The 26,138-nt window shown below is 35.6% G+C and carries 15 protein-coding genes; 6 read left to right on the top strand and 9 right to left on the bottom strand.

Annotated elements, in window-relative coordinates:
• Positions 1-9 precede the first annotated feature (9 nt).
• From ftsL to leuO, 6 genes are all read right to left on the bottom strand, one after another.
• Positions 10-327: a cell division protein FtsL gene (gene ftsL, locus ABN212_RS04880; RefSeq protein WP_109371152.1), complete on the bottom strand. Its 318-nt coding sequence runs from the start codon at positions 325-327 to the stop codon at positions 10-12.
• On the bottom strand, positions 328-1,275 hold the full coding sequence (gene rsmH / locus ABN212_RS04875; protein ID WP_196533377.1) for a 16S rRNA (cytosine(1402)-N(4))-methyltransferase RsmH: 948 nt from the start codon (positions 1,273-1,275) through the stop codon (positions 328-330). It lies immediately after the preceding gene.
• 3 nt (positions 1,276-1,278) lie between these two features.
• Complete coding sequence (gene mraZ / locus ABN212_RS04870) at positions 1,279-1,737, bottom strand: division/cell wall cluster transcriptional repressor MraZ (protein ID WP_075670769.1); 459 nt, start codon at positions 1,735-1,737, stop codon at positions 1,279-1,281.
• Positions 1,738-2,421: 684 nt separating this feature from the next.
• Positions 2,422-3,429 (bottom strand): catabolite repressor/activator, encoded by a 1,008-nt coding sequence (cra, locus tag ABN212_RS04865; protein ID WP_075670767.1) that lies wholly within the window; start codon positions 3,427-3,429, stop codon positions 2,422-2,424.
• 223 nt (positions 3,430-3,652) lie between these two features.
• A complete protein-coding gene (locus ABN212_RS04860) occupies positions 3,653-5,458 on the bottom strand; it encodes an AMP-dependent synthetase/ligase (protein ID WP_198620832.1) in 1,806 nt (601 codons plus the stop codon).
• A gap of 519 nt (positions 5,459-5,977) precedes the next feature.
• Positions 5,978-6,922: a transcriptional regulator LeuO gene (gene leuO / locus ABN212_RS04855; protein ID WP_109371160.1), complete on the bottom strand. Its 945-nt coding sequence runs from the start codon at positions 6,920-6,922 to the stop codon at positions 5,978-5,980.
• 869 nt (positions 6,923-7,791) lie between these two features.
• Here leuO and leuA point away from each other — a divergent pair.
• The 6 genes from leuA to mutH all read left to right on the top strand — a co-directional run bounded on the left by leuA (position 7,792) and on the right by mutH (position 15,718).
• Positions 7,792-9,351, top strand: coding sequence for a 2-isopropylmalate synthase (leuA, locus tag ABN212_RS04850; RefSeq protein WP_109371162.1), 1,560 nt, complete (start codon positions 7,792-7,794; stop codon positions 9,349-9,351).
• A 2-nt stretch (positions 9,352-9,353) separates the two neighbouring features.
• A complete protein-coding gene (leuB, locus tag ABN212_RS04845; protein ID WP_349442962.1) occupies positions 9,354-10,445 on the top strand; it encodes a 3-isopropylmalate dehydrogenase in 1,092 nt (363 codons plus the stop codon).
• A 1-nt stretch (position 10,446) separates the two neighbouring features.
• Positions 10,447-11,856, top strand: a complete 1,410-nt coding sequence (gene leuC / locus ABN212_RS04840) for a 3-isopropylmalate dehydratase large subunit (RefSeq protein WP_198620834.1) — start codon at positions 10,447-10,449, stop codon at positions 11,854-11,856.
• Between the two features lie 11 nt (positions 11,857-11,867).
• A complete protein-coding gene (gene leuD / locus ABN212_RS04835) occupies positions 11,868-12,470 on the top strand; it encodes a 3-isopropylmalate dehydratase small subunit (RefSeq protein WP_198620835.1) in 603 nt (200 codons plus the stop codon).
• A gap of 267 nt (positions 12,471-12,737) precedes the next feature.
• The gene (gene sgrR / locus ABN212_RS04830; protein WP_349442961.1) at positions 12,738-14,417 is read left to right on the top strand and encodes an HTH-type transcriptional regulator SgrR; all 1,680 of its coding nucleotides are present in this window, start codon (positions 12,738-12,740) and stop codon (positions 14,415-14,417) included.
• A gap of 623 nt (positions 14,418-15,040) precedes the next feature.
• Positions 15,041-15,718 (top strand): DNA mismatch repair endonuclease MutH, encoded by a 678-nt coding sequence (gene mutH, locus ABN212_RS04825; protein ID WP_198620926.1) that lies wholly within the window; start codon positions 15,041-15,043, stop codon positions 15,716-15,718.
• 96 nt (positions 15,719-15,814) lie between these two features.
• Here the strand turns inward: mutH and ABN212_RS04820 are convergent, their stop codons facing one another.
• The 3 genes from ABN212_RS04820 to speA all read right to left on the bottom strand — a co-directional run bounded on the left by ABN212_RS04820 (position 15,815) and on the right by speA (position 26,042).
• Positions 15,815-22,915, bottom strand: coding sequence for an anthrax toxin-like adenylyl cyclase domain-containing protein (locus ABN212_RS04820; protein ID WP_349442960.1), 7,101 nt, complete (start codon positions 22,913-22,915; stop codon positions 15,815-15,817).
• 196 nt (positions 22,916-23,111) lie between these two features.
• On the bottom strand, positions 23,112-24,032 hold the full coding sequence (gene speB / locus ABN212_RS04815) for an agmatinase (RefSeq protein ID WP_198620924.1): 921 nt from the start codon (positions 24,030-24,032) through the stop codon (positions 23,112-23,114).
• A 102-nt stretch (positions 24,033-24,134) separates the two neighbouring features.
• On the bottom strand, positions 24,135-26,042 hold the full coding sequence (gene speA / locus ABN212_RS04810) for a biosynthetic arginine decarboxylase (protein WP_198620923.1): 1,908 nt from the start codon (positions 26,040-26,042) through the stop codon (positions 24,135-24,137).
• Positions 26,043-26,138: the final 96 nt, after the last annotated feature.

The following is a 26,138-nucleotide window of genomic DNA, read 5'->3' as shown; positions in this document are numbered from 1 at the left end:
TTGCCTTAATTATTTAGTAACCACGATGTTCTCTTTTGTTGGGTCAACATGGATCATTCCCAAACTATCACTTGAAAAACGCTCTACTCGGCTATGGTCAGCCAGTGCGTTTTCTTCAAGAATGAGATTGCGCCATTCGATCTCCAATACGTTTTTCTCCAGCACTAAACGCTCTTTCTCGGCTGTTAATAAACGTGTCTTATGTGCGGTCGTCACGACATACACCGCAGAAATAATCACAGCAATCAGTAAACATACAGGTAATTTGCCATGACGCAGTAAATCCTGCCCTATAACTCTCGGTAGTGAGTGTCGTTCAGTAGACATTTATTCCTCAATACGTTGTGCTACACGCAATACAGAGCTTCGTGCCCGTGGATTTTCTTCAACTTCTACGCCTGTCGGTTTCATCTTGTGAATACTCGATAAGCGAGCACTTCCTAACTCTTTTATCTGCGCTTCTGTGAGAGGAATACCCGCAGGGACAACTGGCCCTTTACTTTCATCTCGAATAAAACGCTTCACCAATCGGTCTTCTAATGAATGGAAACTAATGACCGACAAACGTCCTTCTGGTGCTAAAACAGAAACAGCACCTTTTAATGCTTTTTCAATTTCATCTAATTCGCTGTTGATATAGATACGAATTGCCTGAAAGCTACGTGTTGCTGGGTGTTTATGTCGTTCTTTTACTGGGCTTGCGTCGCTAATTAAATCAGCCAATTGTTTGGTTCGAGTCAAAGGCTCTTCTGTTTTGTTACGTGCAACAATGGCGCGAGCAATACGCTTAGCAAATCGTTCTTCACCAAAGGTTTTCAATACCCATGTGATGTCTTCTTCTGCTGCTGTCATCAGCCATTGTGCGGCTGATTGCCCTGATGTTGGGTCCATACGCATATCAAGAGGTCCATCACGCATAAAAGAAAAACCACGTTCTGGATCATCAAGTTGAGGTGAAGAAACACCTAAATCCAGTAATACACCATCAATTTTCCCTGCTAAACCTAACTCAGTGACATACTGCTCAATATTTGAAAACGGCCCATGAACAATAGAAAAACGAGCATCATCAATTTCATTAGCAACAGCAATCGCTTGTGGATCTCTGTCTATCGCAATCAAGCGACCTTGTTCGCCCAATTGCGATAAAATTAGACGAGAGTGCCCTCCGCGACCAAATGTTCCGTCGATATAGATACCTGAAGGTTTAATATTCAGGCCATTCACTGCTTCATCCAGTAATACACTGGTATGACTAAAATTATTCGTTGTCATTATTTAAAGTGATAAATCCAATAGTCGTGTCGATAACGGTTCCTGTGAGGTTTGCTCGGCTACAATGTCTTTTTCGATCTGTTTGTACCAGACCTGTTCATCCCACAATTCAAATTTATTGAATTGACCGACTAACATGACCTCTTTTGTTAGCCCCGCATGCTGTCTTAGCGTGCTAGCTAACAAAAGACGTCCTGCGCTATCCATTTGGCATTCGCTGGCGTGACCTAATAACAAACGTTGAACTCGACGTTCCGCAGGATTCATGGAGGACAAAGCCGCTAATTTTAACTCAATCTTTTCCCATTCTGGAAGGGTATAAAGCAATAAACATGGCTGATTGAGATCAATGGTACAAACCATTTGACCTTCAGAAATCTCACTCAGCGTTGTTCGATAACGGGAAGGAACTGTTATTCGCCCTTTGCTGTCAAGATTAACGAGTGTTGCTCCACGAAACATCCTCATTACCCCCAGCTTTGTAATTTACACCACATTATCCCACAAATCCCCACAAATAGAGTTTACGGATGGTATGAAAACGTTGTCAAGCCAGATATAGGAAGCTTTATTTATATTTACAGTAATTTGGTAGATACTCTGGAATGTTCAAATTATCGACAAAAAGAAAAAAAGAAATATTAACACTATGATTAATAGAGGTTATTTTTCAAATTCTATTTTTAATCACGAAAAGTAATTATTTATAGCGATTACAAGGAAGAAAACCAGATAAAGAAATCATAATAAGTAAATCATGATTTTTATTATAAAAAACTAATTTATTGCAGTTCATTTACCTTTAGCCAACATAATAATTTGAGGTTGCTTTTATATAAACAAAAACAGCAAGACGAAAAAAAATAATTCAATATCATGAAGATAGTTATTTCTTTTTTTCTTAAGTTTCCCAAAATAAAATTAATTACTCATTAAATTTAAGCAATATCACTTATGGATATGTCAAAATTCAATCTACTAATTTAGCAAAATGCGAGAAATAGTAAAAAAACGCTTAAGATTAATCTCAAATTTAATATTCTCTAAGCAATTCGACATTCTTAAATCAAATAAAACATCCCCGTTTTAATTTAATAAAACAGGGATGAGTATAAATGCAGATAATTACCAACAGAGCGACATCAATTAACGCGCACGCCCCAAACTGCCTCGACGACATAAATCACGACGAATACGTGTAATTCCTGCTTGCGGTTTTTGTTCTTCTTCAAGACTCGCAAGAACAAGTTCTAACACACGTTCTGCAATATCACGATGTCGTTGAGCGACAGATAAAACAGGACATTCAAGGAAATCCAATAACTCATGATCACCAAAAGTCGCAATAACCAATTGTGTTGGTAAACGACCACTACGTTGTAATGTCACATCCATAACCCCTTGTAATAAAGCGAAAGAGGTAGTGAATAACGCATCAGGCATTGGATTGTTATTTAACCATTCAGAAAAAGCAGCCGCAGCAGCTTCTCGTTCATAGCTATTTGCATATAGGTAGGTGACTTCTCTAGGATCATCTTTCCATACATTACGGAAACCTTGTTCACGTAAAAAACTCACAGAGAGTTCAGGAAGTGCGCCTAAATAGAGTACAGATTGCGAAGGGAATGCTTTTAATTCTGTTGCCAGCATTTTGGCATCTTCTAAGTCATCGCCAACAACACTGATAAAATGCTCACTTTCTAATGCTCGGTCTAACGCAATAATCGGTAATGAGCGATTTGCCCAACGCTGATAGAAAGGATGCTCTGGTGGCAATGCTGTTGAAACAATAATGGCATCAACTTGACGTTGCAGTAAGTGCTCAACACAACGAATTTCGTTGTCTGGCTGGTCTTCTGAACAGGCAATCAGTAATTGATAACCGCGTTGACGCGCTTGTCGTTCAAGGTAATTTGCAATCCTGGTATAACTGGTATTTTCCAAATCAGGAATAACCAAACCAATAGAACGCGTACGACCAGCACGTAATCCCGCGGCAACAGCGTTCGGGTGGTAATTATGCTCTCTGACCACCGCCATCACTTTTTCAACAGTCTTGTCACTTACACGGTACTGTTTCGCTTTACCATTAATGACATAACTTGCTGTTGTTCGTGAAACACCAGCCAAGCGGGCGATTTCATCCAGTTTCACATTAGCCTCTTTTAATTATTAAATGTGTTATTTATTACATATTGCTATGAATTTCAGTCATCATGCTGATCTGAGTTTGCATTTTAACACAATTTACTGATAAAACCGTATGCGTCAACGTTTCCGTTTATGTCTTTTATCAATTATTTCAATCATTATTATCTATCAATAAGTAATTTCAAAAGAAAAAAGCACCATTTAGGTGCTTTTTCATCAATTAAAATTAATCTTGATACATTAATTCGATTTCATTTCGATAGCGTTCAAAAATAATTTTACGGCGAAGTTTCAATGTTGGTGTTAATTCACCCGATTCCATAGAAAAGCCTTCAGCAAGAAGAGTAAAGCGCTTAACTTGATGAAAACTTGCAAAGTTTTTTTGCATTTCACGTAAACGTTCATCAAATAGCTCTTTAATTTTAGTATGGCGTAATAATTCCATACGATCTTGATATTTTAGATTTAATGCACGCGCGTGTTCTTCTAATGCATCAAAGCAAGGTACGATAAGTGCAGAAACAAATTTGCGTGTATCTGCGATCACCGCAATATGCTCAATAAAGCGGTCTTGCCCTAATGTTCCTTCGATCATTTGTGGTGCAATGTATTTACCATTTGACGTTTTCATTAAATCTTTTAAACGTTCAGTGATAAATAACATGCCATCACTATCAAGTGCACCAGCATCTCCGGTACGTAACCATCCATCTTCTGTAAAGGCATCCGCCGTATCTTCAGGCTTATTGAAATACCCTTTCATGACAATGCTGCCACGTACTTGGATTTCGTTTTCTGCGCCAATACGCACTTCGACGCCCGGCAATGGGGTGCCAATAGAACCTAATTTATATTTGTTCTCTTCCCAGCATGAAACTGTGGCGCAGGTTTCTGTCATACCATAGCCATATTTAATATTGATACCAGTAGCCAAGAAGAAGCGGATCACAGCATCATCTAAACGCGCTCCTGCCGCAGGTAAAAAGCGAACTCGCCCACCTAAAATTTGACGCACTGGACTTAACACTTTTTTATCTGCAAAACGATAACATAAGCGGGAAATAAAGCCCTGTTGACGTTGATTTAGTTGTGCTTCACGCTGTTTTTCACCCTGCTTTATCGCCCATTTAAAGATAAATTGACGAAACACTGAAGCTTGAGACACTTTATCTTGAATAGCGCTATACACTTTCTCATAAAAGCGAGGAACGGCGCACATCACGGTAGGTTTAACCGCACTCATTGCCTCTCTGACAGCATGAGTGTCAGTCAAATACACGTTAACCGCACCTGTATGCATCACATAGAAGCTCCACGCGCGTTCAAAAACGTGAGAAAGAGGTAAGAAACAGAGAGAAACATCTTTATCAGATAATGAGAGACGCTCATCATGTAGATAAAGTTGTGATGCTAGACTTGTATAGTCAAGCATAACACCTTTAGGTTCACCTGTGGTTCCTGATGTATAAATCAGAGTAAACAGATCATCTAAATTGCATTCATTAATACGCTGTTTTAACACGTCATCATGCTGAAATGTTGACTGGTTAATTAAATTTTCCAGATAGCATGAAGGTATATTTTCGTTTAACACAACATCAGAGTTAAACACAATAATATGTTCAAGCTGAGGACATAACGCTAATAATTCAGAAACAATATCGTATTGCTTTTGGTCGCCAACAAAAAGAATACGAATATTCGCATCATTTAAAATGTAAGCGGCTTGTTCAACACTACTTGTTGCATAAAGAGGAACAGTTACTGCGCGTAGCTGCAAAGAAGCAATATCAGCTAAAGACCAATCAATGGTATTTTGAGAAAAGATCCCAATATTTTCTTGAATATCCACACCCATTTCTAACAATGCATTTGAGAGCGCGCGTGTTTTCTTTTCAACCGACTCCCAAGACATTTCGATATTGCGCTTAGCATCCCACTGACGATAAGCAATTTTATTCCCGCTGTGCAAAAATTGCATCTGCAATCTTCTAATTATATGATAATCATGAAGATTATTATTAGTTATCATAATTTTCCTGCTATTTATGGAAAAGCGACCGTGTTATGAAACCGAAATGGAGAAAATGTCTCCCTTACAATTTCAGCTTACACATGTTCGCTGACTCGAATAAAAGTCTAAGTGATCCACCAAAATAAAGGAATTCAATTTTACATAAATTTGTAAAATTGTGAGTTATGAAAAGTTTTGTCAAAAAAGGCTATCTCATCATCGTGAGAAAACTAAATATGATGATCTTATTTTTTATGGAAAGCCGAAAAGAAAAGCTGATAAATAACAATAGGTAATTGTTATAACTTAATCAATGACAATATAGCGAGGGGGATATTAGTGAAAAAAAATAGGTTTAGCACAGTATAATACAAATAAGAGTCATTATTACAAAGAAAGGGCAAAAATAGTGGCAGCAATCCAATTTAGTTTACCTAACTGCATAAACGCCATTTTGGTCATTAGCCGAATAGCTAACGTTATCTGCCACTATTTCTGCATAATTAGTAAAAAATACTAATTATGAGCAAAAACACTCTATTTTTGACAAACTTCACTTAATAAATTTTTCATCCATAAGTGGCCTTTATCACGCGCTGTTGACTCATGCCAAATCAAGTAACATGGACGCTCTGTTTTTTCCCAAGGTAACGACACAGCTTTAATATCTAATTGCTCAGAATAACTTTCAACTAACCATCTTGGTGCAATAGCGACCAAATAAGTTCTAGATACAATATTTAATACACTATTTAAATCGGTTCCTTGATAAGTGATTAAATCTTCCAAATGAGTATCTTTATAATAAGGCGCACTAAATGAACCAATATCATCTAAAGAAACAATGGAATGTTGCTCATTTAATAACATCTCTTGGGTCACACTCTCTTTAATACGAGGATGTTTATTAGAAACGACTAAAACAACTTCGTCATTAAATAGTGGTTGTGAATGAAATTCAGTCTTTTCAAATTCCTTATAGCTAATAAAGAACTCAACTTCTTGATATTTTAATTGGTGTTCTATATTGCTATTTAAATAAGACTTAATATTAACGTTAATATTAGGTGTTTCATTTTTAATTTGTTCAACTATTTTGGGTGCTAGTTTTATATCTAGAGGACTACAAATAGATAAATTAAATATACGCTCACTTTGTTCTGGTTCAAATCCTGCTCCAGGAAGCTCGTTATGAACCAATTGTAAGGCTTGTCTTACTGGGCCAAAAAGTTGTTTAGCTCTTAATGTAGGTTGAATACCGCGTCCATAGCGAACAAATAATTCGTCATTAAACATAACTTTAAGGCGAGATACAGCATTACTCACTGCGGGTTGTGACATGCCCAGTACTTGCGCAGCACGGGTAACATTTTGCATTTGCATAACAGCATCAAATACCGTTAATAAATTAAGATCAACATTACGTAAATGCATATCTGCTGATTCTCTGCTGGTAACTGTTGCTGATGTGTAATCCGTCATTTCTTACTCCACTATGTTATCATAATAGTCAAATAAACATTATTAACTAATATATTATTAATAATAAATAAGCTTTAACTATTACTTAAACTATTTATTAAAATTTATTATTCATCATCCATGTATATAACTAAAAACATAATTTTCATATCAATAAAAAAACATATTTCATATAAGAAATTAATTTTGACATTAAAATTACATGTATAGAAAATGATTATATCAATATATATTACAACCTGTTTTACCTTCTGCCTTGCAAATAATAAAACAAAGTATGATAAAAATCATAATAAAATAATGTACTTTCATTCCTAAAATAGGTATCCGATATCTATTATTTTTTATAATACAATGATTTTTATTCTTACATTCAAAACGTTGCTCACATTTGTCAATTATTCCTCCCCTAACCCCCTCTTTTTCCCCTACCCACTGGCTGATTAAAAAAAAAGCAAACAATTGTTTAATTTTTCATTTCACTCTTTTTCAAACAACGTATGGAACATTAACCCAATCAATGAATGCTTGATAGTTATAATCATTAGTAAAAATTTAGATATTAGCCAGAATCACTATGAAAAATTTATAAATAACACTGACAAATGAATTAATAAATTCCAACACTTGACATCTTTATTGGTATTAGGTATCAATAAATACAGATTATTGAGAACTTATCTAAGGATGTTTCATGTCAAACGCAATTTTACTATCAAGCCTACTACTACTCGCAACTTTTATGCGCGGTCGGCTTATGGGTAAAAAGTGAAACACACCTGCCCTTAGAGAGAAAACCCGCGCTAGTCGCGGGTTTTTTTATACCTGGGAGAGCGCAAACAGCAAATAAAAAGAGAAAGGAACAGATTATGAGCCATGACGTGATTATTTTTGATACCACATTGAGAGATGGTGAACAAGCATTGCAGGCGAGCTTAAGCGTAAAAGAGAAGTTACAAATTGCTTACGCTTTAGAGCGTTTAGGTGTGGATATCATTGAAGCGGGCTTTCCTGTTTCTTCTCCCGGTGATTTTGAATCCGTACAAACCATTGCACGCGAAATCAAAAATAGCCGTATTTGTGCATTAGCACGCTGCGTTGATAACGATATTGATGTTGCAGCAGAGTCTTTAAAAGTCGCAGAAGCTTTTCGTATCCACGTGTTCTTGGCAACCTCGGCATTGCATGCTGAACATAAATTGAAGAAATCATTCGAAGATATTATTGAAATGGGCGTGAACTCAATAAAACGAGCTCGTCGCTATACCGATGATGTGGAATTTTCTTGCGAAGATGCGGGACGTACTCATATCGATAATTTATGTCGAATTGTTGAAAGCGCAATTAATGCTGGTGCAACCACCATTAATATTCCAGACACCGTAGGCTATACAACGCCTTATCAGTTTGGTGGCATTATCACCAACTTGTTTGAGCGTGTTCCCAATATTGATAAAGCTATTATTTCTGTTCACTGTCATGACGATTTGGGCATGGCGGTCGCTAACTCAATTACCGCAGTACAAGCGGGTGCAAGACAAGTCGAAGGGACAATTAATGGCTTAGGCGAACGTGCAGGTAACTGCGCATTAGAAGAAGTCATTATGGCGATAAAAGTCCGTGAACAAATGATGAATGTTCAGACACGGATTAATCACAAAGAAATTTATCGCACCAGCCAATTAGTCAGCCAATTATGTAATACGCCAATTCATGCTAATAAATCTGTTGTTGGCTCCAATGCATTCGCGCATTCATCGGGTATTCACCAAGATGGCGTTTTGAAGAACCGCGAAACCTACGAAATCATGACTCCAGAATCTATCGGATTAAAAGAAGTGCAACTGAATTTAACTTCTCGCTCAGGTCGTGCGGCAGTTAAACATCGTATGGAAGAGATGGGTTATCGTGAAACAGATTATAACTTGGATACTTTATATTCTGCCTTCTTACGTTTGGCTGATAAAAAAGGCCAAGTCTTTGATTACGATTTGGAAGCTTTAGCATTTATGGGACAACAGCAACAAGAGCCTGATGAGTTTGTAATGAATTATTTTAATACTCAATCGGGTTCATCAACCGTTGCTACCGCGAGTGTCAGCATTACTCATGGTGATAAAGAAATTACTGAAGCAGCAACGGGTAATGGTCCCGTCGATGCGGTTTATCAAGCCATCTCTCGCGCAACAGGTTATCCGTTGAAATTAGTCACTTACCAATTAACAGCTAAAGGTGAAGGCAGAGACGCCTTAGGGCAAGTTGATATCGTCGTTGAATATCAAGGACGTAAATTTCATGGAATGGGTTTAGAAACTGACATCGTAGGTTCATCAGCAAATGCCATGATCCACGTTATTAATAGCATTTGGCGCTCAGAGCAAGTCGAAATAGAAAAACGCAAACAACACACAACACAAGAAGCGGTTTAATTATGTCAAAAAATTATCATATTGCAGTATTACCCGGAGATGGTATTGGCCCTGAAGTCATGGCTCAAGCACAAAAAGTGATGAAGGCAGTTAGTGAGCACTTCTCACTCAATATCACAACAAAAGAATACGATATCGGTGGCATTGCCATTGATAATCATGGTACTCCGCTACCCGCAGATACTTTAGCAGGTTGTGAACAAGCTGATGCGATTTTATTTGGTTCAGTCGGTGGTCCTAAATGGGAACATTTACCTGCAAATGAACAGCCAGAACGTGGTGCTTTATTACCATTACGTAAGCATTTTAAATTGTTCTGCAATTTACGCCCTGCTCGCTTATATGAAGGTTTAGAAGCCTACTGCCCATTACGAGCCGATATTGCACAACGTGGTTTTGATATTTTATGTGTACGTGAATTAACAGGCGGTATCTATTTCGGTCAACCTAAAGGTCGTGAAGGTGAAGGTGCACAAGAGCGTGCTTTTGATACTGAAATTTATCATCGTTATGAAATTGAACGTATTGCACGCTTTGCGTTTGAATCAGCACGTAAACGCCGTCATAAAGTAACCTCAATTGATAAAGCTAACGTATTACAAAGCTCTATTTTATGGCGTGAAGTGGTAACAGGGATCGCAAAAGAATACCCAGATGTTGAAATTCAGCATATGTATATCGATAACGCAACAATGCAGTTAATTAAAGATCCTTCTCAGTTTGATGTGTTGCTGTGCTCCAATATTTTTGGCGATATTTTATCTGATGAATGCGCAATGATCACTGGCTCTATGGGAATGTTGCCATCTGCCAGTGTTAACGAAGAACGCTTTGGCTTATATGAACCAGCTGGAGGTTCAGCTCCTGATATAGCAGGTAAAAACATTGCTAACCCTATTGCACAAATTCTGTCTGCCGCACTGTTATTACGTTATAGCTTTAATGAAGATAATGCAGCTCAAGCCATTGAAGATGCTATCACACAAGTGTTAGCAAAAGGCTATCGCACCGCAGATTTAGCGGGTGATGGTAACGCAATCACAACCGCCGAAATGGGTGATCGTATCGCTCAATATATTCGTGAAGGGGCATAACATGGGTAAAACATTATATCAAAAAATTTATGATGCACATGTTGTCAGAGAAGTGAGTGATGAAACACCCATTCTGTATATCGACCGGCATTTAGTGCATGAAGTGACATCGCCTCAAGCCTTTGATGGATTAAGGACAAAAGGTCGCCCTGTTCGTCAACCGAATAAAACCTTTGCAACGATGGATCACAACGTATCAACACAAACTAAAGATATTAATGCTTGTGGTGATATGGCAAGAATTCAAATGCAAGAGTTGATGAAAAACTGCCAAGAATTTGGTGTCACGTTGTATGACTTAAATCATCCTTATCAAGGAATTGTTCACGTAATGGGGCCAGAACAAGGCATAACCTTACCGGGAATGACTATTGTTTGCGGTGATTCACATACAGCAACTCATGGCGCTTTTGGTTCATTAGCTTTTGGGATTGGTACTTCAGAAGTTGAACATGTTTTAGCAACTCAGACCTTAAAACAGTCTCGTGCTAAAACATTAAAAATCGAAGTTCAGGGTAAAACAGCCATTGGGATCACGGCAAAAGATATCGTATTAGCCATTATCGGCAAATTAGGTAGTGCGGGGGGTACAGGCTATATCGTTGAATTTGCAGGTGAAGCCATTGAAGCCTTAAGCATGGAAGGTCGAATGACCTTATGTAACATGGCAATTGAGATGGGAGCTAAAGCAGGTTTAGTCGCACCTGATGACACCACTTTTGACTACTTAAAAGGGCGTCAATTTGCGCCTAAAGATCAGTCATGGGATGAAGCCGTCACTTATTGGAGAACCTTAAAATCTGATGATGATGCAATCTTTGATGCCACAGTGACTATCAATGCTGCCGATATCGCACCACAAGTCACATGGGGAACCAACCCAGGCCAAGTCATTGCGATTGACCAAATTGTTCCATTATTAAACAGTTTTAACGATCCTGTTGAACGTGCCTCTGCTGAAAAAGCCTTGGCTTATATGGGATTAAGTGAAGGCGTTAACTTAACAGATGTCGCTATCGACAAAGTCTTTATTGGCTCTTGTACAAATTCTCGTATTGAAGATTTACGTGCTGCCGCTGAAATAGCCAAAGGTCATAAAGTCGCCTCTCATGTTCAAGCGATTGTTGTTCCGGGTTCAGGGCCGGTTAAAGCCCAAGCGGAAGCGGAAGGCTTAGATAAAATCTTTATTGAAGCAGGTTTTGAATGGCGCTTACCGGGTTGTTCAATGTGTTTGGCCATGAATAACGACCGATTAAATCCAGGCGAACGCTGTGCATCTACCAGCAACCGTAACTTTGAAGGCCGCCAAGGTCGTGGAGGTCGAACACACTTAGTTAGTCCTGCAATGGCGGCAGCTGCTGCTATTAATGGTCATTTTGCAGATATTCGTACATTTGCAGTGGCATCTTAAAGGAGAACACAATGAATAAATTTACTCAACACACGGGTATTGCGGTTCCTTTAGATGCAGCAAATGTGGATACCGACGCCATTATTCCTAAGCAATTTTTGCAGAAAGTGACGCGTACTGGTTTTGGTAAACACCTGTTTCATGATTGGCGTTTTTTGGATGACGAAGGCACACAGCCTGATCCTACATTTATTTTAAATCAGCCAATTTACCAAGGCGCTTCTATTTTATTAGCACGAGAAAACTTTGGTTGTGGATCATCTCGTGAACACGCACCTTGGGCATTAACTGATTATGGTTTTCACGCCGTTATCGCACCCAGCTTTGCTGATATTTTTTACGGAAATTCATTTAACAATCAATTATTACCCATCAAATTAAGTGATGATGAAATCTCACAATTATTTGATTGGGTAAAAGAACATGCTGGTACACCAATTACCGTAGATTTAGTGGCACAAGAGGTTAGAGCGGGTGAATTACATTTCTCTTTTGAAATCGACTCATTTCGCCGTCACTGCATGATTGAAGGATTAGACAGCATTGGATTAACGCTGCAACACCAAGATGATATTAGTGCTTACGAGGCAAAACAACCCACCTTTATGCGCTAACTACAGTAATTTTTTCACCTTCTTCTACTTTCTGTGATGTTTACTTTGTCATTCTTGCCGTAAATTCATTTACGGCTTTTTTTTGCTCAAATAAAAAAGCCAGTGATCCGTATCACTGGCCGGTAATCACCGAATGCTCAAATGGGGGAGTCTGTCAGTATTCGTAATTTGTGATAACTAACATGAGAGCTAACTTTAAACACAGGCATTATCGGTCTAATATAAGGAAATTAAAATTGATCACTTTATCAAGGGATTTCCTCTTTTATGACCTCACCCCGCTTAGAGTTACAATTTATTCGCTTATGGCAAGCCTTCCAAGGAAAAGCAACCGAAACAACGTTACAAGAATTAGCACAAACCCTGCATTGCACACGTCGTCATGTCCGCTCTTTATTAAATAAAATGCAAGAAATAGGTTGGATAAATTGGCAAGCAGAAGTCGGTCGAGGTAAAAAATCCACGCTTATTTTTCATTCTAATGCACTTGAGATCCAACAAAATCGCGCCGAAAGACTAATAGAAGATAATGATATTGAAAAGCTTGTAGCACTAATGGGTGATAAAGATTCTGTACGCCAAATGGTGCTCTCACAAATTGAAAAAAGCTTTCATCCCGGTCAACAATTACTACGTATTATTTACTACCGTCCCTTTAAAAATTTATTACCAGGAACACCATTAAGGCGCTCTGAATTGCATTTAATGAGCCAAATATTCAATTCGTTGGTGCATCTAAAAGAGGAAAATGGGGAAGTAGAAGCGGAATTAGCTCATCATTGGCAAATGCTCACAGAGCAACATTGGCGATTTTATTTACGTCCCTCTATCTATTTTCATCATGGTCGAGAGCTTACACTTGAAGATATCAGCACTTCTTTAATGAGAATGAAACACTGCAATCCTCTTTATGCCCATATAGAACAAATTTCCTCGCCCCAACCTTATGTGCTCGACATTTACTTAAGCGAAGCTGATAAGCAATTTGCAACGTTATTAGGGAGTCCACAAGCTGTTATTTTGCCGCAAGAATGGGCATCACTTCCCTCTTTTGCACAACACCCTATTGGCACAGGCGCTTATCAAGTTATCGCTAATGATAAACATAAGCTGCAAATCAAGGCCTTTAATCGCTATTTTGGCTTGCGGGCATTATTAGATGAAATTGATATTTGGGTCGTTCCTGAACTGAATAACAAGATGGTTTGTTCAACTATTCATTTAACGGACGATGATACCAATAAAGATTCATTAGAAAGTCGTAAAGAGGAAGGGTGTTATTTTCTTCTCTATGATAGTCGCTCAAAACTGTGCCAACAGACTGAAATAAGGGAATGGTTAAGCAGTGTATTGACCCCTGTTAATATGCTCACTCATTGTGATCCTTTCTATCAACGTCATTGGTCTCCCGCTTATGGCTTATTACTTCATTGGCATCACAGTAAATTAATACGCCAACATCCTAAACCAGCTTCATTAACAAAACTCACTGTCACGCTTTATAAAGAGCATCATGAATACAGTACTATTGCAGACTTAATAGAAAGTATTTTATCTCAGTATGATATTGAACTAACCATTCAAGTACTTGATTATGAACAATGGTATTACGGTGAAGCTAATAGTGATATTTGGTTAGCGACAGTGAATTTTTATAAGCCTTTAGAGTTCTCAATTTTTGCTGCACTTTATGAATTACCCCTCTTTCACCAATGTTTGGGAGCATCGTTCTCACAAGAGCTCACATTATGGCATCAAAAATCTTTGCCACTTGAAGAGTGGTGTCACCAGCTAACACAAGATATTTGGCTTTACCCTCTATTTCACCATTTATTAGAGCTACAAGGGCAGAGAACCATACGAGGTGTCAAAATGAATACTTTTGGCTGGTTTGATTTTAAATCAGCGTGGTTTACACCTGATATCGATACACCAAGATTAAAATAGGTTATCGTCTCTTTTCAGCATACGGATTAGCCATTATTTGCGTTAATTCACAGAAACCTTGAAAGTTATAAACACCCACATAAATGCTTAGGGGATTTATTCACTTTTTCTGTGGATATCTATGTGAAAAAGAGTGAGATAATCAGGGTATAGTTTTTATATTGTTAGAAAGGCTGTTGATATAAATTTTAAAATATCACTTATAATTCAAATTAATAGCCATATTTCAATGCCTATTTCAGCGATTGGATAAAACAATTAAAATACTCCCCTGCTTAAATCGCACAAAAAATAACCACAGGGTGTTTTATCCACAGGTTATGCCGATTAGTTAGACAAAATAGGATAATTTTGGCAAATATCTGCAAAAGTCAAGGCTGTAAATCAGAACAGTGATCTCACTTTCTGTGAGTTATCCCATAAAGCTGTGGATAACCTAGTGCAAAAGCCTGTTTATGATTTCAGGATAACCGTGCACAACTTAGAATTATAAATTTCAATTGGCGAGTTAACTCAAAAAAATGATGATATATCATGCTATTATGATTTAAATGAAATAAAGCTAAATACGTTATCAATAACCTGTTTTTTCTGTCTATTATTTATACAAGAAGATAATAACTATGTTTACGCCACCAGTAGCGCCCGAAAATGAGCAAGTTTTATTCGAACGAGCAAAAGCGCTTGCAGGTTATACTTTTGGTGAACTTGCCTCTTTTGCACAACTTCCTATCCCAATTGATCTTAAAAGAGATAAAGGCTGGGTAGGTATGTTGTTGGAATATTATTTAGGTGCAAGTGCAGGTAGCAAACCTGAGCAAGACTTCAGTGAGTTGGGCATTGAACTCAAAACAATTCCAATTGATAGATTAGGTATGCCTTTGGAAACGACTTTTGTCTGTGTCGCAGCATTAACCGGAAACAGCGGTATTACATGGGAAAATAGCCATGTAAAACGTAAACTCTCAAAAGTATTATGGGTGCCTGTTGAAGGAGAAAGGGAAATACCATTAGCACAACGTCGCGTCGCTTCTCCATTACTTTGGAGCCCTAATAGGACGGAAGAAGAATTATTACGTCATGATTGGGAAGAGCTAATGGATATGATTGTGTTGGGTAAAGTAGAAAGCATTACCGCACGCCACGGACAAGTCTTACAAATCCGTCCTAAAGCAGCTAACAGCAAAGCATTAACCGAAGCCATTGGTGAAAATGGACAACGTATTATGACATTACCCAGAGGCTTTTATTTAAAAAAGAATTTTACCGCTCCACTGCTTGCTCGTTATTTTCAGCTTTAACGTTATCGTAGTTAAGATATTTGTTATCTGTGAAACAGCCCCAAATCAAATTGGAGCTGTTTTTTTAAGTTATGGCATCTCAATGATTAAAAAAAATCACAACTGTTTTTCCACTAATGCCAAAGGCGACCATGTCGATAACGACATAGTTTCATGATTGTTTACGACAGTAAATTGTTGCTGATTGAATATTGCCATATCTTGGATAATATTTGCCACCCCTTGTAATGATAGCTCTGAGGATGTTTCAGTCATCGAAATAACAGGTTTCTGTTCTTTTTCATTCACCTCATTTGCTGCCATTTTTACAGTTAGCGTAAATTGCTTATCTTCAGTTTGATACTGTGTATTATTACCCACTTGAGATGAAATCAATGTTTCATTTTCCGTCAATCCAGTCACAAAAATATGACTGTTTTTTCCTTCATCATAAACAGTCACATGACTTTGCCGTTTTTGCACCACATATACATTGTTACCTTCACCCCCACTCAGATAATCATGACCAAATTGAGAAATTAACAGATCGTTGCCTTCACCTCCGCTCAAGCGATCATTACCTTCTCCAGCAATTAAAATATGATGCCCTTTATTGACAAGAATATTATCATCACCTTTCCCACCATCAATAACTGAGCTTATATTATTATGATTAATAATAATATCATTCCCATCATTCAGTTCAATAATAGGCAATAAATCAATGAGTTCTTTCGGTTTATCTGCAAGTGCTGCTGATAATGGAGTTGAATAAGGCACTACTGAATTAACACCATAGGCAGATAATGCTTCTTTATTTAAAATAAGTGATTCAGGGATCACTAATAAATCATCATTATTACTTATATTTAAATTCAAATTAACTACAGGCATTAGCAAATTTGAATAGCTATCTTTAGTTGGTAATGTAAAAACAATATTATCTTTATCTATTAATCGAATACTCACGTTTGTATCGACGATTTTATTTAATAGCTCTGAATCGAAAGATAGCGTTAAATAATCATCAGGAAGATAGCGATGAGATAAAAGGCCATCTTTAAATGTTAAATCAAAACCACTTATATCTGTTAAAAAGAAATGGCTCACATCAGCATCAGTTAGTTTATCGATATAGTCAGATAGTGAGATATTTACCCTTTCATTGTTATTGTTTGTTAAAAATGTTTTTATTTGATAACTGTCATTTCCCTGACTTAATTTAATGTATGAGTTAGCCTCAATACCAAAATAATGATTATTTTGGTTATTCCCGTGAATACCAAATCGTAAATTTGTTCCAGATGAGAAACCACTATATTTAAACTCTGGCAATAATTTTATATTTCGACTCTGACTTTTAAAAGCAGTCACAACTAAATTATCATACTCATTAATATAAAAATCTTTAATTGCTAATTTTGATTCATTATATTTTTCTAAATAACTAAACTTGTATAATACCTTATCTTTAGTACTTTCATCCAACGTGAGTGTAAAACCATCTTGAGTTATTAATGTATAACGATGTGAATGCGTATTATTTACTGAATCATCATAAACATTTTTCAATGTCACAGAATGATAAATATATTTTCCCTCCTGATTTTCATTATTAATTTTAAAATCAAAAATAATATCTTTTTTATTACGTTTTATTGATGTTATCTCATCAAAACAATAATTAAACCTTACAACACTAGATCCGAAATTATTAGTTTCATTAATTATAGTTTCAAATAATTTATTATAACTCTGTTCTAAAGAAGAACGTAAAATAACATAGCTATCATTGCCCTCCCCCCCTTCAGCATAACCTTCATTTAATACAAGTGTATCATTTCCCCCTTTACCATATAAATGATCAACACTACCAGCACCATTTAAATAATTATCCTCTTCATTACCCAAAATATAATCATCACCTGTTTCACTGCCAATAACATTTTCAATACTGTCTAAATACGCAATGACTTGCTGATCTTGTAACTCTATATTAGGCATTGTATCAATAAGTTTTTTCGAATAAAAACGCCCTTCACTTTGATAAAGATAAAGTTTTGAATGAAAACTTTGGCTATTAGTTTTATCTTCTGAGTTTTGAAATTTAACGTAATTATGTTGTAAATCGACTTTATAACCCGTGTATTTACCTGTAGTTTTTATCAGGCGAAGTGTATCATTTCCTTCTCTACCATAAAAACGACTCGCATAATAAGGTGACTCTGATGTAAAGACATTAAATACATCATCTTTTTCACCACCACTTAATCGCTTAGTGCCATTATAAATATCGAATGTATTTTGAGTTATTGAGGGTGCTGCAATAATATCATTACCATTATGTGTGTTAAAATAAAGCACTGCATTTTCATGCCAATCCGAAGTATAGTATTTTTCAATATTATTAGTTTTTATTAATCCATTCTCTAATTTACTTTCTCCTAATTTATTAATCACATATTCTTTAGTCGTTTTACTATTCTTAAAAAAATCTTCATCCACTATCTCGCCAAAAATAGCATCTTCGTCGTCAGAAGCAATTTTTATTGTATATCGGTTTAACTCATTAATATAAAAATCCATATCAAAAATAAGTTTTTCATCTGTGGCAATCGCTTCTTTAGGTAAATAATATTTATAGGCTGTTTTTTTCGCACGCAGATTAGGATGAAGCGCTGACATTTCTTCAGCTTCTTTTTGGCTCATATTTTGTGCTATTCGCTGAGAAATAAAATCTTTTGAAGGTATTAAAATAGAATCGACTGTTTCTTCTATTAATGTAGAAATAACTTTATAATAATAATGTTCTTGATAAATCTGTTTTTCATTTGTATAAAAATAGCTACTATTTGGGCTCTGTTCTTTTATTTCTTCATAATGAATTAACGCTTTTTTATCAATCATCTCTTCAAGTTGATTTTCGGTGTCTAAATATATTATCTCATTTTTCTTATCTGGCATAATATCGCCCATAAGAAAGGCATGAAAACCATTATTTAATTCCTCCATAGGTGTAAAATTGACTTGTTTTTTTGCCTCTTCAATTAATCTTACTGCATTATAAATTGAAGTTGCCAATGCAATCAAAGTACTCGCGACAATACCAATAGGTCCTGCAATTGTTGAACCTGCAAGTATAGCTATAGAAATGCCTACAGTAACAAGCCCTGAAACAATCGCGAATGAACCATTAACGATATAATCAATTTTTCTCTTTTCATCAGTCTCACCTGAAATACGGCTGAAATTATCATAAGCATGATAAATATCAAATCCAACTGAAAGCACATTAAGCGCAATCCCTACTCGCGTGCTTATCTTACTCACATATTCCAAAGGGTTGTGTCGATATCGCAATAATCCTTTTGCTATTGCAATTTCAATTATTTCAGAAACCCCATTAAATGCCATTTCAGACCACATTAAGGACAAGTCAGTAATGATTTCTTTTCGTTGTTGTAAAGATATATTTGGGTTATTGAGTTGTTCTGCTAAAGAAAAAGTATTATTAACAGACTGCCACATGGAATAACCAATATTAGCATAACCTACCTTACTCAATATTTTCATATGTCTAGGTATTTTTAATGAAGGTTTTCTGATGCTCTCCCAATAATGCTCATCAAATGGGACTTTTTCTAATTCTAAAATTTTAACTAATCGTTCATAACTTGCAAGATAATCAATACGCTCAGCATTAATTGAAATTAATTTTTTTATATTCTCTTCTTTATTATTTAATAAACTTCTAATAATAGAAATAGCTGTTTTATCATTATCTGTTCCCGAAGCAAATAAGAAATAATCATTTAGCTTATCCGCATCGAATGTAAAATTAGAATAATCATGATTTTTTTCAAAAATATCCGTATGCTCTATTTTTTTATTATTAATTTTCGCACCTAAGCTGATAAGTAGTCTTTTGTCTACTTCGATATCATGGATTTTTATTTTATCCTCTACAATTTCACTATTATTAAGCCCTAAGCTTAATTCAAATAAATTATCAGTTGATTTATTCTCATGTGATCTTTTTTGACTTAATGCTCGTACTTCGTTTATACCAAATGATGATAAAATATCTTTATTACTATTTAATGAGATTAAATAATCAACATCATTAATAGCAATATTATACTCTTGTTCATTTAAAGCTATTTTCAACAAATCAACCGTCAATTTATTTTTATTAGATTCATTAAAATAATGAGAGAGTAAATCAATTGATGCGTCACTTAAATAATCAATCGATTTTGGTACATCATAAATATTATTTATTAATAATTTAATTCTATTTAAATTATCAGTTATAGTATCGTTTAAATAGTTAAAATCATAGCTGTTTTTCCATGCTTCTAAGGTTATATTTTCATTCACATACTGATTAAACGCTTTACTCATTAATGGATCATAAAGAGCAATATATAACTTATTGGATAATAAGGTGCTATTATCAATAGAGAAAACCTCTGAAATTTCTTTAAAGTATTTATGTATTGCATATTCAACTGAAATTTTGCCTTCGATAATTTTATCTATCACATTTTTAATAGTGACTGATCCTAGTGATTCACCACACCAAGCTCCAAAAATATTATTCAGCTGGAAAGAATTTATCTTTCTTTCCGTTTTTTCGTTAAATGTCGTTCTATTCTTATCAATACCAATGCCTTTTAATTCTCCGTCATATAAATCAAAAACGGGCTCTTGATAATTTATTTCATTAGCAATTTCTAATACAACGTAATTTTTATTATTGATAATTTTATTTTTTATTACACGAAGATGTGTTCCCGGTGCAATAATTGCTCTTTCTGAACTACCTGAATGAAGACTTGTTAATGGTTTAGCTCGGTGCTTTCCAACAATAGAAACATACACATTATCAGACGATGTTTTCTTTACTTTTTCAATATTACTAAAGCCATGAAAAATACCATCAAAAGCGAGCAAATTTCCTTTTTCATAATTATTTTTTAAAACATCACTATTTTTAACAGTAAATGATTTATATATTGGTGTATCAATATCAGAATATTTAGATAATAAAGAAAAGACACTAATTAAACTAGTTTCATTCGTTCTATTCAAAAAAAGTCCATCTGTCTTAATCAATGACTCAAGTAATTGATAACCTACTTTTTTAAACCATTGTATATCTCTTATTTTAGAATAAAATTCGATTCTCTCTTTTGTAGATAGAAGATGATTTTTATTAGTCATCTTATTTAAAAGATCATTTTTACGATTATATTCTGATGATAATAAAGTTATTTCATTCCTAGCATTATTATTGAGTTCTATTTTAGACGAAATTGTATTATTTTTAACATAAGAACCTTCATTAAACTTATTAAGTGAAGCTTCATGTTCTAACGTATATTTATCTTTTTTATCTATGCTTAACTTTCGTCCTACTTCATTTTTTGTATCAATAAATGAGGCTGAGATCTTTCGTTTATTTGTAAAATAATTATCATTGATCCCATCGTTCCATTTTTCATTTAAAGGCGCAATATAACCTAAATCAATCATAAATTGCTGAAACTTTGAAAATTCATCTGGTGATTGTAATACAACAGTGCCATTATTATTAATATAAAATAAATCATGTAATGTTTGATTTTTTGAATTAAGAGATTTATCAAATAGTGATTTAGGAACAAAAAAAGTGGCAGGAAAATTATCATGAATTACTGCAAAGGGATTAGCATCATCGGCACCATGATGGACTATTTCCATCCCTATTGATCGCCCCAATGCTGTGTTTAGTTCATTTTTTAGTTCTTTTATTTGCTGACTAATAAACCCTAATTGATGTCCTTCATTTTTTTCATATAATAATTGATTATTGTACAATATTTTTTGCTTATCAGTGAGTTCAGAGTAATTCACACTTTGTTTCCATTCCTCCCAAGATACAGGCATATTAACCCGTGTATTTGTTCCTAAATGGCTATAAGGATAAATCACCGTAAATAGATCATAATCCGCAATCATCGGTTTATTTGATATAGGATCAGCTATCACCAATACAGGTTCTACTTCAAGTCGATTATGGTGTTGAACTAAATAATACTGTTTTCCTTCTATTATTTGTAGTTCTAAAAAGAACTCATGTGTTTTATTATTGTGTATGACTTCAAAAATTAAAGGTGAATCTTTATCGTAAGGATAATTGATCACCTTGCTCTCCATCAATTCGTCCACTCTTTCGGTAGAAAGATAAAGCTCACTCACAGATGCAACGCCTGTTTTTATTGCATCTGCTACTGCGTCCTTATATTTCAATAGATCTTTTTGTGCCGATGCTTTAGCCAGTGATTGATCGACAGGAATAAAACCAGCCATAGGTCCCCAATCAGAACTTTTCGCCTTGATAGCTAAACTCTTACTACTATATTCTCCCGATGAAATTAATGAAGTTGAGTTAGTATCGATCGGTCTTACACCAATAATAAGCCCTTTTTCTTCTGCTATCTGAGAAAATATCGCTTGATCTTTAATTGGCATACCTATTTTTATTTCGTTTAACTCCTTTTTTCTATGATTATTAGAACCTAATGAATTTAATATCTTATTATTTTCTTTTTTGTTTAATTCTGAAAAGCTATTATATTCTTCTCTATTTGTGAAGCTGATTTTTTTTACTTTTTTATTTTTACTTAATAATTCATTATAGATGAGATTATTGTTATAGTCCTCGTCAGGATTTTCATAAGAGAAATAAATATTTGTATTTATTTCCAAATCTGATGGAAAAATAAATTCATTTTTAGGAAGATAACTACTTAATATAATGCCTTTTATTTCATTATTCTTGGCAATATTATTTGCATATAATAAAAGCGCATTTTCTCTTTGATCGTTATTTCCATGAATGAAAATATTTTGAGGTAATTGCCCTCTATGCTGTAACCAAAGATGTTCTAATAAATCAGAACCTGCATTTTTGTTTTTTGATACATCAACAATAAATAAATCATATCCAGCCGCATGATATTCATCTACATATCTAAGATAGTTTTTTTCTATTTCATCTGCTTCACTCAGAAGAATAATGACATTTTCGTTAGTGTTCTTTCTTTTATCATTTAATGAATAATATGCATTTATTTTATCATTTCTTACTTTTTTTAAGATATCTGTCTCTGCTTTTATGAGTGTAAATCGATATGATTCATCATTATCTATTAATAATTTATTTTCTTCCATTTTATATTTTCCATTTAAATAATTTATTTATCTGAAAAATAATTGCATTATTTCATTAATGTAAATATAAAAAATAACACACATTAAAATAAGATGTATAATTATAATAAAACGAGTAAGAACAAGAATCGTTATTTTATAAAAAAATAGCTTCATATTATGAAGCTATTTTTTATTTAATAGACATCAAGCGAAGTTATTTTTTAGCTGCCTGCAAATAAAGCATATCAAGTGCAATTGTTGCCCCTGCAAGCGCAGTAATATCAGATTGATCGTAAGCTGGAGAAACTTCAACTACATCCATACCGACAATATTTAACGGTTGCAATGCACGTAAGATCTTCAGCGCTTTATCTGTTGTTAATCCACCGACAACGGGTGTTCCTGTTCCTGGTGCAAACGCAGGATCAAGACAGTCAATATCAAAAGTGAGATAAACAGGTAAATCGCCAACAATACCTTTGATCTGATCTACAAGATCAGCCACACCACGATCGTTAACTTGCGCTGCATCCAATACAGTGAAACCATTATCACTGTCATGATCAGTACGAATACCAATTTGAACAGAGTGGTTAGGATCGATTAATCCTTCATTTGGTGCATGGAAGAACATTGTACCGTGGTCAAATTTACTACCATTACCATAAGTATCGGTATGTGCATCAAAATGAACTAATGCCATTTTACCAAAGTGTTTTGCATGGGCACGTAATAACGGTAATGTGACAAAATGGTCACCACCAAACGTTAAACATTTTTTACCTGCCGCTAATAATTTCTCTGTATGAGCTTGTAATTTATCGCTCATATCTTGTGCATCACCGAAGTTAAAAACTAAGTCACCACAATCGACGACGCTTAAACGTTCACGCATATCGAAATCCCACGGCCAGCGGTTACCTTCCCACGCTAAATTCGTTGAGATTTGACGAATAGCGCCCGGTCCGTGACGAGTTCCTGCGCGACCTGATGTTGCCATATCAAAAGGCACACCCGTAATAACCCAATCTGCATCACTGCTGTAAGGCTGAAAATTCAGTGGAAAACGTAAAAAACCAAATGCATTAGAGATCAATGAATTATCAGTCTCATTACCTAACGTACTATTTTTCATGCTATTACCTCTGTTACTTATTTAAAATAAGCAACATACAATCAATATGATAGATAAAGAGTGATGTTTAATAACATCACTCTTGCATTGGAAAGTGAAGAATTACTCTTCTTCTTCCAGATACGTATAACCGTATAAACCACTTTCAAATTCAGTCAGGAATTGCTCTTGTAACGCTTCATCTAACTGTGCATTTTTTACTTGAGTACGGAAACGATCTAACAGCACGGTAGGATTTAACTTAACGTACTGGAGCATATCGGCAACCGTATCACCCTCTTCACTTTGCTCGTAAGTCAGGTTACCTTTCTCATCAAGGTAAACGTCAACAGCTGCCGTATCACCAAATAAGTTATGCATATTGCCTAAAATTTCCTGATATGCCCCTACCATAAAGAAACCGATCATGGGTGGATATTCAGGATCATAAGCAGGCATTGGCATTGTTGTTTCAACACCATCACCATCAACATAATGGTCAATAATACCATCTGAGTCACAAGTAATATCGAGTAACACTGCGCGACGATCAAGAGGTTTATCTAGCCCTTCAATAGGTAATACAGGGAATAACTGGTCGATACCCCATGCATCAGGTAAAGATTGGAACAATGAAAAGTTAACATAGAACTTATCTGACATACGTTCTTGTAACTCATCAATAATAGGACGATGAGCGCGATTACTTGGATCTAAATCATACTGAATACGACGACAGATATTCAAATACAGCTCTTCTGCCCATGCACGCTCTGTCAGGCTTAACATGCCGTGAACATATTGAGTATGCACATCGTGTAAGTCTAATTGGCTATCGTGCAACCATTCACGTAATGAACGGCTATGCCCCTTAGTTTGCATCTCTTCCCATGTTTCCCAAAGACTTGCAATCGGTCTTGCAGCATCATCTTCAGGTGGTGTAATTGCCGTAAATTCATTACGCTCAACGCCAATCACATTAGAAATTAATACGGTATGGTGTGCCGTTAATGCACGACCTGATTCAGTAATAACAGTTGGATGTGGTAAATCATTTTCATCACATGCGTCACCAATCGCCCAAATAACGTTATTCGCGTATTCATTAAGGCCATAGTTAACAGAACAATCAGATTGTGAGCGTGTACCTTCATAGTCCACACCTAAACCACCACCCACATCGAAATACTGAATATTTACGCCCAATTTGTGCAGTTCAACATAGAAGCGTGCAGATTCACGAACACCCGTTGCGATATCACGGATATTCGCCATTTGTGATCCCAAATGGAAATGTAGTAATTGCAGGCTATCTAAGCGGTCAGCTTGGCGTAACATATCAATTAATTGCAGAACTTGTGTCGCAGCTAAACCAAATTTTGATTTTTCACCACCACTTGCCTGCCATTTGCCTGATCCTTGAGAAGCAAGACGAGCGCGAACGCCTAAACGTGGAATAACTTCTAAACGTTCAGCTTCTTCAAGAACCATTTTAATCTCAGACATTTTCTCAATGACTAAGAAAACTTTATGCCCAAGTTTTTCACCTGTGAGTGCTAAGCGAATATACTCACGGTCTTTATAACCATTACAAACAATCACAGAGCTTGTCATATTGGCATGAGCAAGTACTGCCATTAATTCCGCTTTAGAGCCAGCCTCTAAACCTAAAGGCTCTCCTGCATTCACTAATGACTCAATCACACGACGTTGTTGGTTAACTTTAATTGGATAAACTAAAAAATAGTCACCTTTATAACCATAGGATTCACGCGCGCGATGAAACGCGGCATTAATCGAACGTAAACGATGTTGTAGTATTTGTGGAAAGCAAAAAAGTGCAGGTAAACGCAGGTTTGGTTGCTCTTCTTGAACTCGTTTAACCAATTCGGTTAAATCAAAAGTAGCATCAGGAACATCAGGATTAGGGCAAACACTAATATTTCCCCGATTATTCGCTAAATAGTAACCGCCCCCCCAATATGCAATGTTATAGGTCTGCTGCATCTTACGAGCGATGTTATCATTCATGACATTCTCCTTAGGGAGTATGAGTTTATACCTTGCCTGTCACCATAGTAGTCAATTATCTGACAAAAATCTGAAACGACTGATAAATAACAGTTG

Origin of the sequence: Proteus genomosp. 6 (genome assembly GCF_040139785.1) — a bacterium.
Classification (GTDB): domain Bacteria; phylum Pseudomonadota; class Gammaproteobacteria; order Enterobacterales; family Enterobacteriaceae; genus Proteus.
This window is presented reverse-complemented; position numbering and strand designations above follow the sequence as displayed.

Coding starts and splice junctions, on each gene's coding strand:
- ftsL (WP_109371152.1), bottom strand. CDS start 327: ATGTCTACTGAACGACACTCACTACCGAGAGTTATAGGGCAGGATTTA.
- rsmH (WP_196533377.1), bottom strand. CDS start 1,275: ATGACAACGAATAATTTTAGTCATACCAGTGTATTACTGGATGAAGCA.
- mraZ (WP_075670769.1), bottom strand. CDS start 1,737: ATGTTTCGTGGAGCAACACTCGTTAATCTTGACAGCAAAGGGCGAATA.
- ABN212_RS04860 (WP_198620832.1), bottom strand. CDS start 5,458: ATGATAACTAATAATAATCTTCATGATTATCATATAATTAGAAGATTG.
- leuO (WP_109371160.1), bottom strand. CDS start 6,922: ATGACGGATTACACATCAGCAACAGTTACCAGCAGAGAATCAGCAGAT.
- leuA (WP_109371162.1), top strand. CDS start 7,792: ATGAGCCATGACGTGATTATTTTTGATACCACATTGAGAGATGGTGAA.
- leuB (WP_349442962.1), top strand. CDS start 9,354: ATGTCAAAAAATTATCATATTGCAGTATTACCCGGAGATGGTATTGGC.
- leuC (WP_198620834.1), top strand. CDS start 10,447: ATGGGTAAAACATTATATCAAAAAATTTATGATGCACATGTTGTCAGA.
- leuD (WP_198620835.1), top strand. CDS start 11,868: ATGAATAAATTTACTCAACACACGGGTATTGCGGTTCCTTTAGATGCA.
- sgrR (WP_349442961.1), top strand. CDS start 12,738: ATGACCTCACCCCGCTTAGAGTTACAATTTATTCGCTTATGGCAAGCC.
- mutH (WP_198620926.1), top strand. CDS start 15,041: ATGTTTACGCCACCAGTAGCGCCCGAAAATGAGCAAGTTTTATTCGAA.
- ABN212_RS04820 (WP_349442960.1), bottom strand. CDS start 22,915: ATGGAAGAAAATAAATTATTAATAGATAATGATGAATCATATCGATTT.
- speB (WP_198620924.1), bottom strand. CDS start 24,032: ATGAAAAATAGTACGTTAGGTAATGAGACTGATAATTCATTGATCTCT.
- speA (WP_198620923.1), bottom strand. CDS start 26,042: ATGAATGATAACATCGCTCGTAAGATGCAGCAGACCTATAACATTGCA.